The following is a 14,557-nucleotide window of genomic DNA, read 5'->3' as shown; positions in this document are numbered from 1 at the left end:
CGTCACCTCACCAGAAATTCGATGCGGCGGTTCTGCGCCTTGCCGTCGTCGGTGTCGTTGCCGGCGACCGGCTGCGTGCTGCCATGGCCGACCGCGGTGAAGCGGCTGGCGTTAAGGCCGGCCTTGACCAGATAGTCGATCACCGCCTGCGCGCGCTTCTCGGAGAGGGCCCGGTTGAAGCCGTCCTCGCCGTCGGCATCGGTATGCCCGGCAACCTCGATATTGACGGCCGGGCAACGCAGCGCCGTCTCGATCAGGTGATCGAGGATGGCGACGGAATCCGGATCGATGTCGGCACGCTTGGGCGTGAAGCGGATCTTGCCCTTGGCCAGCAGGTCGGTGAACAATTGCTGGCACACGGTGCCGTCGACCGGCCCTGCCGCGGGCTTCACGGTGATCTCCGGCTTGTACTGCCAGTGCTTGGGGAAGTCCTTGCCAAGGCCTGCGCGGATGTCGTTGGCGGCCCCCTCGTAGAGCGCGTCGCCCGACAGCTTCACCTCGCGGTCCGACACGACGAGCGTGCCGGTCGACAGCCGCGACAGGGCGCCGAGCGCGGCGACCACGGCCGTGTTGAAGGAGCCGGGGGCGCCGATGCTGGCCTTGAGATTGTCGACCACCTTCTCGGTGAAGAACTTTCGCGCGGCGCTGGTGGCGATCGCCGCATGCACGTTGTTGTCGGGGACGTAGCCGGTCAGCGTCACGGTCGCCGCGACCGGATCCTTGTAGGCCTGGAAGATGTAGGGCGGCGCCTTGACGTCGTTGGCGGCGACGGAGAAGCCCTCGGGCAGGTTCTTCAGCGCAGCCGCGATCGCCTCGCGGCCGCCGAGCTCGCGCGCCATGCCCGACAGATTGACCTTGGTATCCGTGATCGTGATCTTGCCGTCCTTCAGCTTGCCGATCTGGTCGAGCAGCAGCATCGCGGCGGCTTCGAACCGGGGCGGCGCACCGCGCGCCAGCCCCATCTGGTCGGCCACCTCAGCGCCGCCGACCTCCTTGCGGGCCGCCTCGGTCAGCCGGCCCTTGATCGACGGCAGCGGCGCGGAGCCCGACAGCGTCACCCGCACCACGTCGCGCTCGGCGTTCCAGACGAACGGCTGGGCCTCCGGAACGAGCCGGGTCCGGTCGTCGACCAGACGCACGCCCGGGACGGTCTCGACCGCCGTCACGGCGTCGCGGCGCCCCTCCTCGGAGAAGGCGTCCGCGACCAGGCTGACGTCGCGGCCGTCGACCGCGATCCGGGTCTTGTCCAGAACGGTCCCCTTCAGCGCGGCCGAGCTGCGGGCCGACAGGTCGGCCTCCACCGGTAAGGTGTTATTCCAGGCCGCAAATCCCCACATGACGGCCAGGGGAATCAGCCCCAGCCACCATTTGCTGGCCCACCTGAAAAGCTTCTGCATTCGACGACCCGAACTCTGGAACCGGAGACAAAACAAACCCTTGGCAGGCTGTCAAACCGGAAATGGCGCCCTTCCGAAGGCACGGATCAGACAATCGGAATAACTTTTTCTTCAAGGGTTCTTCCGTAAGTTGAGGACGGAATGCCAGAGTCCGCCGACGGGTCATGAAACAACTGCGTAACAACGTCATCCGCGCCGGGCTGGGAGCACTTTATTTCAGCGGGGCGCACCATCTCCTGCGCCCGCTTTTGTCGGGCGTCGGCGCCATTTTCATGCTGCACCACGTGCGGCCGGCCCGCGAGGCCGCGTTCCAGCCGAACCGGCATCTCGAGGTCACCCCCGAATTCCTGCGCGCCACGCTGTGCCATTTGCGCTCGATCGACGTCGACATCGTCACCATGGACGAGCTGCATGAGCGGCTGGTGCAGGGCCGTTTCGAGCGCCGCTTCGCCGCCTTCACCTTCGACGACGGCTATCGCGACAATCTGGACCACGCACTGCCGGTGCTGCGCGAATTTGACGCGCCGCTGACGGTCTATGTCGCGAGCGATTTTGCCGAAGGCACGGGACGGCTGTGGTGGACGGCGCTGGAGGCCGTGATCGCCAAGGCCGAGCAGATCGACATCAAGATCGGCCATTCCGCGCTGCGGCTCGATGCGACGACGCCCGCGGCCAAGCAGGCCGCGTTCGACCGCCTGCACGACTGGCTGCGCGCACTGCCGGGCGAGCATGATCTGGCGCGGGAGATCGAGGCGCTCTGCGCGGCGTACGACGTCGACATGGCCGCGCTGTGCCGCAGCCTCTGCCTGTCCTGGCCCGAGCTGAAGAGATTTGCCGCCGATCCGCTGGTCACGATCGGCGCGCATAGCGTCAGCCATTGCAACCTCGCCAAGCTGGCTGAAGACATCGCCGCGCAGGAGCTGGCCGTGAGCCGCGCGCGGATCGAGCAGGCGCTGGAGCGTCCCGTGCTGCATCTCGCCTATCCCTATGGCGACCGCGGGGCCGCAGGCGTGCGCGAGTTCGGCATGGCGGCGACGGCCGGCTTCAAGACCGCGGTGACGACGCGGCCCGGCATGCTGTTTGCCGAAAATGCCGGCCAGATGACGGCGCTGCCGCGCGTCTCGCTTAACGGCAATTACCAGGACGCGCGGATCCTGCCGGTGCTGACCTCGGGCGCCGCGACCGCGATGTGGAACGGTTTCCGCCGGATCGCCGCGGCGTAAGCGCCATTCCAATCTCCGCTGTCGTCCCGGACAAGCGCGCCACAAGCGCGCGCAGATCCGGGACCCATACCCACAGGCAGTGGTTCTGGCGCGAGATGGTCACCGCGAATCTTCGTCAAATTCCGCCCTGTGGTTATGGGTCCCGGTTCTGCGCTGGCGCTTGTCCGGGACGACACCGAGTAACTGGGACTGGCGTCGCGTCACACTCGCATCCAGCCTTCCTTGACTCCCCTTGCCGCCCCGCCCAAAACAGCGCCAACCAAGGGAGGCACCATGTTCAACGACCTGTTCTCGCTCAAAGGCCGCGTCGCGCTGGTGACCGGCGGCTCGCGCGGCATCGGCAAGATGATCGCAGCGGGATTTCTCGACGCCGGCGCCGCCAAGGTCTACATCACCGCGCGCAAGGCCGGACCGTGCGAGGCGACCGCCAAGGAACTCACCGCGCAATATGACGGCGAGTGCATCGCGCTGCCGATCGACATCTCCACCGTCGAAGGCTGCGACCGGCTGGCCTCCGAGATCATCAAGCTGGAGCCGAAGCTCGACATCCTCGTCAACAATGCCGGCGCGGCCTGGGGCGCAGAGTTCGACGAATTTCCCGAAAGCGGCTGGGACAAGGTGATGGACCTCAACGTCAAGTCGCTGTTCTTCCTGACCAAGGCGCTGGCGAAACCGTTGCGCGCGGCCGCAAGCGCGGAACGTCCGGCCAAGGTGATCAACATCGCCTCGGTCGACGGCATCTTCGTCAATCCGGGCGAGACCTATTCCTATGCCGCCAGCAAGGCCGCGGTGATCCACCTGACGCGGCGCATGGCGACCAAGCTGATCAAGGACAACATCAACGTCACCGCGATCGCGCCGGGCGCCTTCAAGTCCGACATGAACCGGGCCGCGCGCGACCACGGCGACGAGGTCGCCCAGCGCATTCCGGCGCGGCGGATCGGAAGCGACGAGGACATGGCGGGGGTGGCGATCTATCTCGCCTCGCGCGCGGGCGATTACGTCGTCGGCAACACCATCGCGGTCGACGGCGGCGTGGTGTACGCGAATGCGGGGCTGGAGATCGCGGGGTAGAGGGCGCGCTGCTGCAAGGTCGCGCGATTTGCGACGCGTGAGGTCTGCTCCCTCGCCCCGCTCTTGCGGGGAGAGGGTTGGGGTGAGGGGCCTCTCTCCCCACGGGAGATAGTCGCCGCACCTGTACCCCCTCACCCGGATCACATCTGCGATGTGATCCGACCTCTCCCCGCAAGCGGGGAGAGGTAAGAAAGCTACGACTCGATCTTCACGTATTCGAAATCGCCGGGCTTGTTGTCGATGCCGACCTTCGGCGGCGAGATCCAGGAGGCGTACTTGCCGGTCTCGGTGACGGGCTGCATCAGCGAGGTGATGAAGTCGCCGTCGCTCGCCGATGGCAACCACTCGTCCTTGCGCCGGGCCCAGGTGGCATCGTCGATCAGGATGCCGTCGGGCGTGGCGTGCACGTCCTTGAACTCGCCGATGTGGCGGTGGAAGGCGACGTTGGGAAGCGTCAGCTTGAAGTCGTAGCCGGCGGTCGAGATCACCTTGTTCCAGCGCAGCATGCCCTTGACGCAGTCCTGGCTGTAATCGTCGCGCAGGCGCATGTTGAGCGCGGTCAGCGCCGGCTCGTCGACCAGCTTGATCTCGCCGTTGATCAGCTTGAGCACCGGATAGGTGGAGTTCTTGAGCTGGTGGTCGTCTTCGATCTGGGTCTCGTGATAGCGGCCCTTGATGCCGGCGTTGAAGGCGTTGGCCGCGTTGGTCGAGACCTCCGAGCCGAACAGGTCGAGCGACAGCGTGTAGTGCAGGTTCAGCTTCTTCTGGATGGTCGGAAGATCAATGACGCCGAGCGCGCGCACCTTGGCGATGTCGGTGGGATCGGTGATGCCAGCCTCGCGCATCGCATCGCAGGTGCGCTGCACGACGCGGGTGATGCCGGTCTCGCCGACGAACATGTGGTGCGCTTCCTCGGTCAGCATGAAGCGGCAGGTGCGCGACAGCGGATCGAAGCCGGATTGCGCGAGGCTGTGCAGCTGCATCTTGCCGTCGCGATCGGTGAAATAGGTGAACATGAAGAAGGACAGCCAGTCCGGCGTCGCTTCGTTGAAGGCACCCAGCATGCGCGGCGCATCGGCATCGCCGGAGCGGCGGCGCAAGAGGTCGTCGGCCTCCTCGCGGCCGTCGCGGCCGAAATATTTCTGCAGCAGGTAGACCATCGCCCAGAGATGGCGGCCCTCCTCGACATTGACCTGGAACAGGTTGCGCATGTCGTAGAGCGAGGGCGCGGTCTTGCCGAGATGGCGCTGCTGCTCGACCGAGGCCGGCTCGGTGTCGCCCTGGATCACGATCAGGCGACGCAGCATGGCGCGGTGCTCGCCGGGGACTTCCTGCCAGGCCGGCTCGCCATAGTGCTCACCGAACGGCACGACGCGGTTCTCTTCCTGCGGCGCGAGCAGGATGCCCCAGCGATATTCGGGCATGCGGACGTAATCGAACTTGGCCCAGCCGCGCGGATCAACGGAGTACGCGGTGCGCAAATACACCAGCGATTCCTGGAAACCTTCCGGCCCCATGTCGCTCCACCAGTCCATGTAGCCGGGATGCCAGCCTTCCAGGGCTTTGAGCACCTGGCGGTCTTCGGCAAGATTGACGTTGTTCGGAATCTTGGTCGAGTAGTCGACGTTCATGATGTTCATGTTCATGGCCGTGCTCCTTGAGATCTCGCTCCGTCATGCCCGGCCTTGTGCCGGGCATCCACGTTCTTGCTTCCTTGAGCGAAGGACGTGGATGGCCGGGACATTTGTGCGAAGACGCGCTTCGCGCTTCTGCCCGGCCATGACGCGGTGAATGTCAGACTCGCGTCATATCGAACTTCGGCTTCTGGCCGCTGCCGTAGCGGCGCAGCGCGCCTTCCTCGCCGACGGCGTTGGGGCGCTGGAAGATCCAGTTCTGCCACGCCGTGAGGCGCGAGAAGATCTTCGATTCCATGGTCTCGGGGCCGACGAAGCGCAGGCTCGCCTCCATGCCGGTGAGGCTGTCGGGCGAGAAGCTGGCGCGCTCCTCGAGGAACACGCGAACCTCGTCGTCCCAGTCGATATCGTCGAGCGCGAAGGTGACGAGGCCAAGCTCTTCCGCCTGTTCGGCGTCGAGCGCGGTGCCGAGCGTCGCTTCCGCGCGCTCCACATCGGACGGATCGGCCTGGAAGCGCGATTGCAGCCGGGTCAGGCCATGGCTCATCGGATACGGCCCGAAATTCATGGCGGACAGCTCGATCGACGGCGGCGGGCGGTTGTCGCCCTGGCGCGTGCCGATCAGCATGTAGGAGCGGTCGGCGGCGAACACGAGCTCGGCCAGCGTGCCGGCAAAGCAGGAGCCGGGCTCGACCAGCGTCACCAGCGTGCGCGAGGTGACGTCGATGCGCTTGAGCACGCGCTTCCAGTAATGCCTGATCTCGTTGACCAGCCAGTGCGCCTTGTTGGCTTCGAGGAAGGCGTCGTGGGCGAGCACATGGGCGCGGTCGCCATGGCTCTTGAACACCAGCATGGCGATCTCGAGCTCGTTGATGCGCAAATGCAGGATGGCGTCGTCGAGCTCGCGCGCGACTTGCAACGGCCAGAACGCGGCGCCTAGCGCCATCATGCCGTCGATGTCGGCGGGCGGCGAGGCCTCCGGCGCCTTGATCGAGATGGTGGCGATGCGCGCCGCACGGTCGATGTCGACGGTGACGAAGCCGTAGCGGATGCTGTTTTGGTCGATCACGCGCTGGAGCGGCGTCAGCGCGATGCCCTTGCCGCTGCCCTGCCGCTTCGAGCTTGCTGCGAATTCCCTGGCACGCTCGGCGATCTTGGCTTCCAGCTTGGAGTTCGGCGCGATTTCGTCGACGAGGCGCCATTGCACGGCGCGCTTGCCCTTGACGCCTTCCTCGATGGTGCAGAAGAAGTCGGCGTGGTCGCGGCGCACCTTGCGCTTGTCGACGACGCGGGTGAGGCCGCCAGTGCCCGGCAGCACCGCGAGCAGCGGCACTTCGGGCAGCGCCACGGCGGAGGAGCCGTCGTCGGCCAGGATGATGTGATCGGTGGCAAGCGCGAGCTCATAGCCGCCGCCGGCGGCCGAGCCGTTCACCACGGTGATGAAGCGCTGGCCGGAATTCTCCGAGGAATCTTCCATGCCGTTGCGGGTCTCGTTGGTGAACTTGCAGAAATTGACTTTGTGAGCGTGGGTCGAGCCCGCCAGCATGCGGATGTTGGCGCCGGCGCAGAACACGCGGTTCTTGGCCGAGCGCATCACCACCACCTTGACTTCGGGATGCTCGAAGCGCAGCCGCTGGAGCGCGTCGGCAAGCTCGATATCGACGCCAAGGTCATAGGAATTGAGCTTGAGCAGGTAGCCCTCGAACAGGCCGCCGTTCTCGTCGACGTCCATGGTCAGCGTCGCGACGTCGCCCTCGACCGCGAGCTTCCAGTGCTTGTAGCGGGACGGTTCGGTCTGGAAATCGATGAATGTCGCGCCGCCTGCGAGGCGCCGATCTTCCCCGGCCATGGGTCATCCCTGAGCTTGATTATGCATTTTCGCCGCAGCGTTAGATGCACAATAGTGCATATTCTTGAACGCGTCTAGCCCTTAACGGGGCTTACATGCATTTTGTTTCATGCGCAGTCGTTCTTTGCTGCCGTCACGCGGCGCGCCCTTGCAGGCCCTGGTCATCGCGCAGCGCCGCTCGCGCGAATTGCTCGACCGCTTCGAGCGTCGCCGCCGGGGCTTCGCGATGCGGGGAATGTCCTGCGTTTGGGATGACGTTCAGATCGACCGGGCAGTAGCACTCTTCCCGTGCGATCTCGGCCTGACGCAGGGTGCCATATTGGTCGGCCGCGCCCTGCACGACCATGATGGGGACGCGGATATAGGCCAGGTATTCCGAGATGTCCCAGTCGCGGAACTTCGGATCGAGCCAGGCGCCGTTCCAGCCGTAGAAGGCGTTGTCGACGTCCTTGTGCCAGCGCGCCAGTTTCGCCTTGAGGTCCGTGGTCTCGAACGTCGTCTTGATCGCCGCGATGGATTCGATCGAGATGTCCTCGACGATGAAATGCGGCGCGATCAGCACGAGACCGTTCAGGCGATGATCCTGATGCGCCCCGGCATAGATCGTCGCGATCGAGGCGCCGTCGGAATGGCCGAGCAAGAGGCCACGCTTGAAGCCGATCGCATCGAGCAGCTTCGGCAGCACGTCCAGCGCCTCGCGCTGCATGTAGTCGAGCGGCCGCGGCAACGCGACCGGGCTCGACTGGCCGTAGCCCGCACGCGAATAGGCGAAGATGCCGGCGCCGGTGGCCTGCTGCAGCTTTTCCGGGAAGTCGCCCCAGAGCCCGACCGAGCCAAGGCCTTCATGCAGCATGACGATGGTCGGCGCAGCGGCGGCCTTAGGCGCGAGCCATTTGTATTCGAGGCTGGCGCTGCCGATGTCGAGGAAGCCGGTGGGGGGGAGGTTGGTCATGGTCGAATTCCCATTCCTGGCCAAAATGCCGAGATGCCCACCCTCCCCTGGAGGGGGAGGGTGGGCAAGCGAGCCCGCCGCCTGCACCATCAATTCGCTCCCTCCCGCAGCTTGAAGCGCTGGATCTTTCCGGTCGCGGTCTTCGGCAGCGAGTCCACCACGTCGATCCAACGCGGATATTTCCACGGGCCGATCTTGTGCTTGACGTGCTCCTTGAGCGTCTCCTGCAAATCCGTGGTCTTGGCGCCCGGCCGCAGCACGACGAACGCCTTCGGCTTCAGCAGACCCTCCGGATCGGCTTCCGGTATCACGGCGGCCTCCAGCACGGCGGGGTGCGTGATCAGCGCGCTCTCGACCTCGAACGGCGAGACCCAGATGCCGGAGACCTTGAACATGTCGTCGGCGCGGCCGCAGAAGGTGTAGCGGCCATCCGAGTCGCGGACGTATTTGTCGCCGGTGCGGGTCCACGGGCCCTCGAAGGTGCGGCGGCTCTTGTGGCGCTGATTCCAGTAGCCCTCGCCGGCCGAGGGCGCATCGACCAGGAGTTCGCCGACCTCGCCGTCGGCGACGTCCTGCCCGGCTTCGTTGACGAGCCGCACCGCATAGCCCGGCACCGGCTTGCCCGAGGAGCCGTATTTGATGTCGCCGGGCGCGTTCGACAGGAAGATGTGCAACAGCTCGGTCGAGCCGACGCCGTCGAGGATGTCGACGCCGAACCGCGCCTTCCAGTTGTTGCCGACCGATTCCGGCAGCGCCTCGCCGGCCGAGGTGCAGATGCGCAGGGCCTTGCCGCCGCGCTCGGCCTTCATGGTCTCGTCGTTGAGCATGGCCGCGAACAAGGTCGGCACGCCGTAGAAGATCGAGGGGTTGTAGCGGTTCATCAGGTCGAACATGCGCGCCGGCGTCGGCCGCTCGCTGTTGAGGATGACGCTGGCGCCGACCGACATCGGGAAGGTCAGCGCATTGCCGAGGCCATAGGCGAAGAACAGCTTCGCGGCGGACAGGCACACGTCGCTCTCGCGGATGCCGAGCACCTGCCGGGCGTAGGTGTCGGCGGTGGCCTGCAAATTGGAATGAATATGGCGCACGCCCTTGGGCATGCCGGTCGAGCCAGACGAGTAGAGCCAGAACGCCGGCTCGTCCGGATGCGTCGCGGCGGTGGTAAACTGGTCGCTCTCGCCGGCGATTTCTTCCGCGAGTTGCTTGTGGCCGTTCTGCTTGGCGCCGGAGACCACGACATGCTCGAGATCCGGCATGCGGCCGACGACGTCCCTGATGACGGGATAGAGCGCCTCGGACACGAACAGCACGCGCGCGCGGCAGTCGGCGAGGATGTAGGCGTATTGGTCGGCGGTCAGCAGCGTGTTGAGCGGCACCGGCACGATGCCGGCGCGGATCGCGCCCAGGAACACGACCGGAAAATCGACCGTATCCAACATGATCATCGCGACGCGCTCCTCACGGCGGACGCCGAGCCGGCGCAGCATGTTGGCGGCACGCCGGGTCTGTTGCTGGAGCTCGCCGTAGGTGAGCCGCGAGACGGTGTCGTCGAAGGCCAGCTTGTTGCCGCGGCCTTCGGCGACGTTACGGTCGAGCAGCCAGGTCACCGCGTTATAGGATCCCTCGCTCACGGACATCTCCCCCGAATTTAGAATTATAATTCATAGAAAGACACCGCGTCGGCTTGCTGTCAATGCCAGCAGGCACTATGTTTCATTAAAACGCGCCGCAGGACCCCTGTAAAGAAGGCTCATGAGCGACAGTCCCGACGCCGAATCCCGCTTCCTCGAACAGCTCGGCCAGCGCGTGCGCACCATGCGCGCGCTGCGCGGCATGTCGCGCAAGGTGCTCGCCAAGGTATCAGGGATCTCGGAGCGCTACATCGCGCAGCTCGAAAGCGGCAAGGGCAACGTCTCGATCGTGCTGCTGCGCCGCGTCTCCGACGCGATGGGCGCGCATCTCGAGGACCTGCTTCCCTCGGCCGAGCCGACACCGGACTGGCAGATGTTTCGCGATCTCCTGCGCAAGGCAACGCCGGCGCAGATTGCGCAAGCCAAGGATCTGCTCGCCGGGGGCAGTGCAACCGCGCCGCGCCGCGCGCCGTTCTGCGGCATCGCGCTGATCGGCCTGCGCGGTGCCGGCAAGTCGACGCTCGGGCGGATGCTGGCGAAGAAGATCGGCTGGAGCTTCGTCGAGCTCAACAAGGAGGTCGAGCAGCAGAACGGGCTCTCGGTCGCCGAGATCATCGCGCTGTACGGCCAGGAGGGCTTTCGCCGCATGGAGCAGGCGGCGCTGCAGCAGCTGCTGGCGCGCAACGAGCTGATGGTGCTGGCGACCGGCGGCGGCATCGTCTCGGAGCCCCTGACCTTCGACCAGATCCTGACCTCGTTCTACACGATCTGGCTCAAGGCCGAGCCCGAGGAGCACATGGCCCGCGTCCGCCGCCAGGGCGATCTGCGCCCGATGGCCGACGACCGCTCCGCCATGGCGGAGCTGCGCAACATCCTGCTCAGCCGCGAGCCGCTGTATTCGCGCGCGACCGCGGTGGTCGATACCGCCGGCCTGTCGGTCGATGCCGCCGCGGCACGGCTGATCGATGCGGTGCGCCCGGTGCTGCAAAACGAAGCCCGCAGCTTCGGCCTGCGCAGCGTCGCGCTGTAGGGCGATTGGATCTCGCTAGAGCTACACTCTCCGCTGTCGTCCCGGACAAGCGCGCGCCGATCCGGGATCGATACTCCCAGGGGGGAGTCGTTGCGCGAGGTGGCAACCACGAGTCTTCGCCAAACATCTGCCTATGGCTATGGGTCCCGGATCGGTGCTCCGCTCTCGACAACGCTTTGCGTTGTCCAGAGCTGCGCTTGTCCGGGACGACGGTCGGATTTTGCGCGATCTGCAGCAACACGATATCAACGACCATCAATGAGCTCTTGGGATCACTCATGACCTCCACCGACGTCACCACTTCCATGTTCGAGCGGATCGGCGGCAGCGCTGCGATCGAGGCCCTGGTCGACCGCTTCTACGATCGCATGGACACGCTGCCGGAGGCGAAGGTGATCCGCGCCATGCATGCCGACGACCTCGGCCTGATCAGGGACGTCTTGAAGCGCTATCTCACCGAATGGACCGGCGGACCGCGCCTCTATACCCCCGAGAAGGGCCATCCGCGGCTGCGCCAGCGCCATTTCGGCTTCGCCATTGGAGACGCCGAGCGCGACGCCTGGATGCTCTGCATGCGCGGCGCGATGGAGGAGACGATCACCGATGCCGCCGCGCGGCAGGATCTCGACAAGGCGCTGTCTGGTCTTGCCGACTGGATGCGCAACCGGCAGTGAAGGGGCGGCAGCGCCTCGGCGCAAGTCGAACGCGCACCATGCACCCGTATCGTGTGAATTGAGTTCCGCGGCGATCGCCTGCTAAGCTCCAGGCATGACCGACATCCTCCCTGATACGATCCGCCGCCTCTACACCGATCCCGGCGAGTACATCGACAGCGATCATCCCACCGTGCGGCAATTCGCGACCGACGCCGTGCGCGCCGATGCCGATACCCGCGAGAAGGCGAGCGTGCTCTACAAGGCGGTGCGCGACGGCATCCGCTACAATCCCTATGTCAGCATGCGCGTCGCCGAGACCTTTCGCGCATCGAGCGTGCTCGCCGCGGGGCAAGGCTATTGCGTCGGCAAGGCCGCGCTCTATGCCGCCGCCTGCCGCGTCCACGGCATCCCCGCACGGGTCGGCTTTGCCGACGTGAAGAACCATCTCACCACCGAGAAGCTGCGCGCGAGCATGGGCACGGATATCTTCACCTGGCACGGCTTCACCGAGGTGCATGTCGACGGCGCCTGGCGCAAGGCGACGCCGACCTTCAACGACACGCTCTGCGCCAAGGTCGGCGTGGCGCCGCTCGATTTCGACGGCCACACCGACGCGCTGCTGCATCCGTTCGACGGCGAGGGCCGCGCCTACATGCAATACGTCAACGACCGCGGCAGCTATCACGACGTGCCGGCGAAATTCCTGATGCGCGAGATGGCGCGGGATTACGCCAACATGCAGGGCGAGGACCTCAGGGGCCGCGACATGGAGCGCGAGGCAGAGGGGCGATAACGTGTGATGGAAGCACCTCCGGATGTCATCCGTCGAGCTGCCTCGCCACGCCTCGCGCGACTGGTCTCCAGCATCTCATTCTACCGCGAACACGGCCTCGGCCTGGCCGCCTTCCGCCATGCCGCGCCGCTTGCGCTGCCTCTGCTGGTGAATTTGGGAACGCCCTTCCGTATTGCGCTCGGTCACCAGCCGGAGACTGCCGACGCGCGACCGAGTTTCGCGGCGGGACTCTTTCCCGGGCCGGTCCTGATCGAATCCGACGGCCATGCCGAATGCGTCCAGGTCGATTTCACGCCGCTCGGGGCGTATCGCTTCTTCGGCGGAGCCGTGCCCGATCTGACCGCGCGCATGGTCGGCCTGGACGACATATTGGGACGGGATGCCGAGCACCTCCGAGAAAGAGTGGCCGAGGCGGCCGGCTGGCAGCGGCGGTTCGAGATCGTGGAGCACTTCGTGCTTCGCCGGGCCGTGCACGAGCCCTCGCCGGCGGTGGCCTTCGCGCTGGAGACGCTCTGGCAGCGCGCAGGGGCGGTCAGGATCGCCGACATCGCTTCCGACATCGGCTGGAGCCGCAAGCATCTCACGCGCCGCTTCCACAACGAGATCGGCGTTCCGCCAAAGACGCTGGCCCAGATGCTGCGCTTTCATCGGGCCTGCGCGCTGGCCCGGATGGACGGCACAGGCGGCTGGGCCGCAATTGCGGCGGACGCAGGCTATGCGGACCAGGCGCATCTTGCCCGGGATTTCCGGATCTTCAGCGGCGAGACGCCGACAGCATGGGCCACGCGGCTCGATGTCGTCGATCCGCGCCTGATGCGGGACGGCGGGGGATAGCACCTCGACAGCGCCGGACACGGGCAGGTCCCATTTATTCAAGCCGGCCGCTTTGATCCGGACTAGCGTCGGCGTCGCAACACGCTTGCCGGAACCTGCACGAACTTGGAGAATGTCATGAACCAGCCGAACGGCCACGAAGCACCGCGCCTCTACCACACCATGCGCTGCAAGGATGCGGAGGCGATGATCGCCTGGCTGAAGAACGTTCTCGGCTTCACTGAACGCGTGGTGTACCGCAAGGAGGGCACGGTCGTTCACGCCGAGCTGGCGTTCGGATCGTCGATCCTCATGCTGGGCGCGCATCGCGACGACGCCTACGCCAAGCAGGTCGGTGACATCGGCGGCCGGCGGACGGACGCCATCTACCTGGCCGTTGATGATCCCGACGCGCTCTATGAGAAGGTGAAGGCCGCAGGCGCGCCAATCGAGATGGAGCCCTGCACGACCGATTATGGCAGCCGCGATTTCGCCGCGCGCGATCCGGAGGGCGGGCTCTGGAGCTTTGGCACCTATTGGCCCAAGGTCGGTGAACAGCCGCTACCGGGATAGCCTGACGCTCGACCGCAGCCGCATGCGCCGAGACACAGCTACAAGAGTTGCGAGCGGACGGAGTCCGCCCCCTCCCGCAACAGCGGCAAGAATCTTTCGATCAATTCCTGTGCCGGCACGCGGTCGACGTGAGCGCCCATGTTGATGGCGGCGACGATGACGCCGTCGTAACGGCGGACGGGGACGGAGATCGAGCGGAAATGCGGCTCGGCCTCGCGATCGACCAGGGAATAACCTTGGGCGCGGTCGGCGGCGATGCGCGCAAGCAACGCCTTGGGATCTGTCACCGTCTGCGGCGTCAGCGCCTCGCGCGCCATCGCCTTCAGGCGCTCAGCGAGATGCGCGTCGTCGAGCTGGCCCAGCATGGCGCGGCCGACCGAGGTGCAAAAGGAAGGCAGACGATAGCCGATCTCCAATCCGCCCGAGAACACCCGCGCCGGGCTGCCCCTCGCAATGAACACGACCTCGTCGCCGTCGAGCACCGCGAGCGAGGAGATCTCGTTGGCCGCGGTCGCGACACGATCGAGCACGGGCTGCAGCACGGCGACGAGCTGGTTGGAGCGCAGGTAGGACGCCGCCAGCGTCAGCACATGCGGGGTCAGCGAGAACAGCTTGCCATCGCCCGAGACATAGCCGCCGCGCTGGAGCGTGAACAGCATGCGCCGTGCAGTGGCGCGCGGCAGATCAGCGGCCCGGGCGAGATCGCTCAGCGTCATCGGACCTGCATTCGTGCCGAAACATTGCAGCAGGCGCAGGCCGCGATCGAGCGCCTCGACGAAATCCGTCGCGCGCTCCTCGCTCTCGCTCCGCTTCAGCTTGGGCATGGTGATGGGACAATCCTGCAAAATAGTGCTTGCTGCCTTTGCAAGGCATGTCATAATTCGCCCATTCGTTCAATAGGCGAACAATCGCCACTCCACTGAGGACGCGAC

13 protein-coding genes are annotated in these 14,557 nt (G+C 65.9%); 7 read left to right on the top strand and 6 right to left on the bottom strand.

Annotation, left to right across the window (positions count from 1 at the left end; translation table 11 throughout):
• Positions 1-2: 2 nt before the first annotated feature.
• Positions 3-1,397 carry an OmpA family protein gene (locus tag WI560_RS02030; protein ID WP_375306700.1) on the bottom strand — a complete coding sequence of 465 codons (1,395 nt, stop codon included), beginning with the start codon at positions 1,395-1,397 and terminating at the stop codon, positions 3-5.
• A 164-nt stretch (positions 1,398-1,561) separates the two neighbouring features.
• Here WI560_RS02030 and WI560_RS02025 point away from each other — a divergent pair, with 164 nt between their 5' ends.
• Both WI560_RS02025 and WI560_RS02020 read left to right on the top strand, forming a co-directional pair.
• Positions 1,562-2,620 (top strand): polysaccharide deacetylase family protein, encoded by a 1,059-nt coding sequence (locus WI560_RS02025; protein WP_375306699.1) that lies wholly within the window; start codon positions 1,562-1,564, stop codon positions 2,618-2,620.
• 273 nt (positions 2,621-2,893) lie between these two features.
• A complete protein-coding gene (locus WI560_RS02020; RefSeq protein ID WP_028138980.1) occupies positions 2,894-3,694 on the top strand; it encodes an SDR family oxidoreductase in 801 nt (266 codons plus the stop codon).
• 194 nt (positions 3,695-3,888) lie between these two features.
• Here the strand turns inward: WI560_RS02020 and boxB are convergent, their stop codons facing one another.
• The 4 genes from boxB to WI560_RS02000 form a co-directional block, all read right to left on the bottom strand.
• Positions 3,889-5,340 carry a benzoyl-CoA 2,3-epoxidase subunit BoxB gene (boxB, locus tag WI560_RS02015; RefSeq protein ID WP_375306698.1) on the bottom strand — a complete coding sequence of 484 codons (1,452 nt, stop codon included), beginning with the start codon at positions 5,338-5,340 and terminating at the stop codon, positions 3,889-3,891.
• 148 nt (positions 5,341-5,488) lie between these two features.
• On the bottom strand, positions 5,489-7,177 hold the full coding sequence (boxC, locus tag WI560_RS02010; RefSeq protein WP_375306697.1) for a 2,3-epoxybenzoyl-CoA dihydrolase: 1,689 nt from the start codon (positions 7,175-7,177) through the stop codon (positions 5,489-5,491).
• Between the two features lie 133 nt (positions 7,178-7,310).
• The gene (locus WI560_RS02005; RefSeq protein ID WP_375306696.1) at positions 7,311-8,129 is read right to left on the bottom strand and encodes an alpha/beta fold hydrolase; all 819 of its coding nucleotides are present in this window, start codon (positions 8,127-8,129) and stop codon (positions 7,311-7,313) included.
• Between the two features lie 89 nt (positions 8,130-8,218).
• Positions 8,219-9,760 (bottom strand): benzoate-CoA ligase family protein, encoded by a 1,542-nt coding sequence (locus WI560_RS02000; RefSeq protein WP_375306695.1) that lies wholly within the window; start codon positions 9,758-9,760, stop codon positions 8,219-8,221.
• A gap of 121 nt (positions 9,761-9,881) precedes the next feature.
• On the opposite strand from WI560_RS02000, the gene WI560_RS01995 reads away from it, so the two are divergent.
• The 5 genes from WI560_RS01995 to WI560_RS01975 all read left to right on the top strand — a co-directional run bounded on the left by WI560_RS01995 (position 9,882) and on the right by WI560_RS01975 (position 13,625).
• Positions 9,882-10,790, top strand: a complete 909-nt coding sequence (locus tag WI560_RS01995) for a helix-turn-helix transcriptional regulator (protein ID WP_257197552.1) — start codon at positions 9,882-9,884, stop codon at positions 10,788-10,790.
• Between the two features lie 278 nt (positions 10,791-11,068).
• On the top strand, positions 11,069-11,464 hold the full coding sequence (locus tag WI560_RS01990) for a group II truncated hemoglobin (protein ID WP_375306694.1): 396 nt from the start codon (positions 11,069-11,071) through the stop codon (positions 11,462-11,464).
• Between the two features lie 94 nt (positions 11,465-11,558).
• On the top strand, positions 11,559-12,239 hold the full coding sequence (locus WI560_RS01985) for a transglutaminase family protein (protein WP_375306693.1): 681 nt from the start codon (positions 11,559-11,561) through the stop codon (positions 12,237-12,239).
• A gap of 6 nt (positions 12,240-12,245) precedes the next feature.
• On the top strand, positions 12,246-13,073 hold the full coding sequence (locus tag WI560_RS01980; RefSeq protein WP_375306692.1) for a helix-turn-helix domain-containing protein: 828 nt from the start codon (positions 12,246-12,248) through the stop codon (positions 13,071-13,073).
• Positions 13,074-13,190: 117 nt separating this feature from the next.
• Complete coding sequence (locus WI560_RS01975; RefSeq protein WP_375306691.1) at positions 13,191-13,625, top strand: VOC family protein; 435 nt, start codon at positions 13,191-13,193, stop codon at positions 13,623-13,625.
• 38 nt (positions 13,626-13,663) lie between these two features.
• On the opposite strand, the gene WI560_RS01970 is transcribed toward WI560_RS01975, so the two are convergent.
• Positions 13,664-14,449, bottom strand: coding sequence for an IclR family transcriptional regulator C-terminal domain-containing protein (locus WI560_RS01970; protein ID WP_375306690.1), 786 nt, complete (start codon positions 14,447-14,449; stop codon positions 13,664-13,666).
• Positions 14,450-14,557: the final 108 nt, after the last annotated feature.

It is taken from the genome of Bradyrhizobium sp. A11 (assembly GCF_042077125.1).
Classification (GTDB): domain Bacteria; phylum Pseudomonadota; class Alphaproteobacteria; order Rhizobiales; family Xanthobacteraceae; genus Bradyrhizobium; species Bradyrhizobium japonicum_B.
The sequence above is the reverse complement of the archived record's forward strand: the minus strand, read 5'-3'. Positions and strand labels throughout refer to the sequence as shown.

What these genes read in the sequence shown, in the direction of transcription:
- WI560_RS02005 (WP_375306696.1), bottom strand. Translation starts at nt 8,129, where the DNA reads ATGACCAACCTCCCCCCCACCGGCTTCCTCGACATCGGCAGCGCCAGC.
- WI560_RS01975 (WP_375306691.1), top strand. Translation starts at nt 13,191, where the DNA reads ATGAACCAGCCGAACGGCCACGAAGCACCGCGCCTCTACCACACCATG.
- WI560_RS01995 (WP_257197552.1), top strand. Translation starts at nt 9,882, where the DNA reads ATGAGCGACAGTCCCGACGCCGAATCCCGCTTCCTCGAACAGCTCGGC.
- WI560_RS01985 (WP_375306693.1), top strand. Translation starts at nt 11,559, where the DNA reads ATGACCGACATCCTCCCTGATACGATCCGCCGCCTCTACACCGATCCC.
- WI560_RS01980 (WP_375306692.1), top strand. Translation starts at nt 12,246, where the DNA reads ATGGAAGCACCTCCGGATGTCATCCGTCGAGCTGCCTCGCCACGCCTC.
- WI560_RS02020 (WP_028138980.1), top strand. Translation starts at nt 2,894, where the DNA reads ATGTTCAACGACCTGTTCTCGCTCAAAGGCCGCGTCGCGCTGGTGACC.
- WI560_RS02025 (WP_375306699.1), top strand. Translation starts at nt 1,562, where the DNA reads ATGAAACAACTGCGTAACAACGTCATCCGCGCCGGGCTGGGAGCACTT.
- boxC (WP_375306697.1), bottom strand. Translation starts at nt 7,177, where the DNA reads ATGGCCGGGGAAGATCGGCGCCTCGCAGGCGGCGCGACATTCATCGAT.
- WI560_RS01990 (WP_375306694.1), top strand. Translation starts at nt 11,069, where the DNA reads ATGACCTCCACCGACGTCACCACTTCCATGTTCGAGCGGATCGGCGGC.
- boxB (WP_375306698.1), bottom strand. Translation starts at nt 5,340, where the DNA reads ATGAACATGAACATCATGAACGTCGACTACTCGACCAAGATTCCGAAC.
- WI560_RS01970 (WP_375306690.1), bottom strand. Translation starts at nt 14,449, where the DNA reads ATGCCCAAGCTGAAGCGGAGCGAGAGCGAGGAGCGCGCGACGGATTTC.
- WI560_RS02030 (WP_375306700.1), bottom strand. Translation starts at nt 1,397, where the DNA reads ATGCAGAAGCTTTTCAGGTGGGCCAGCAAATGGTGGCTGGGGCTGATT.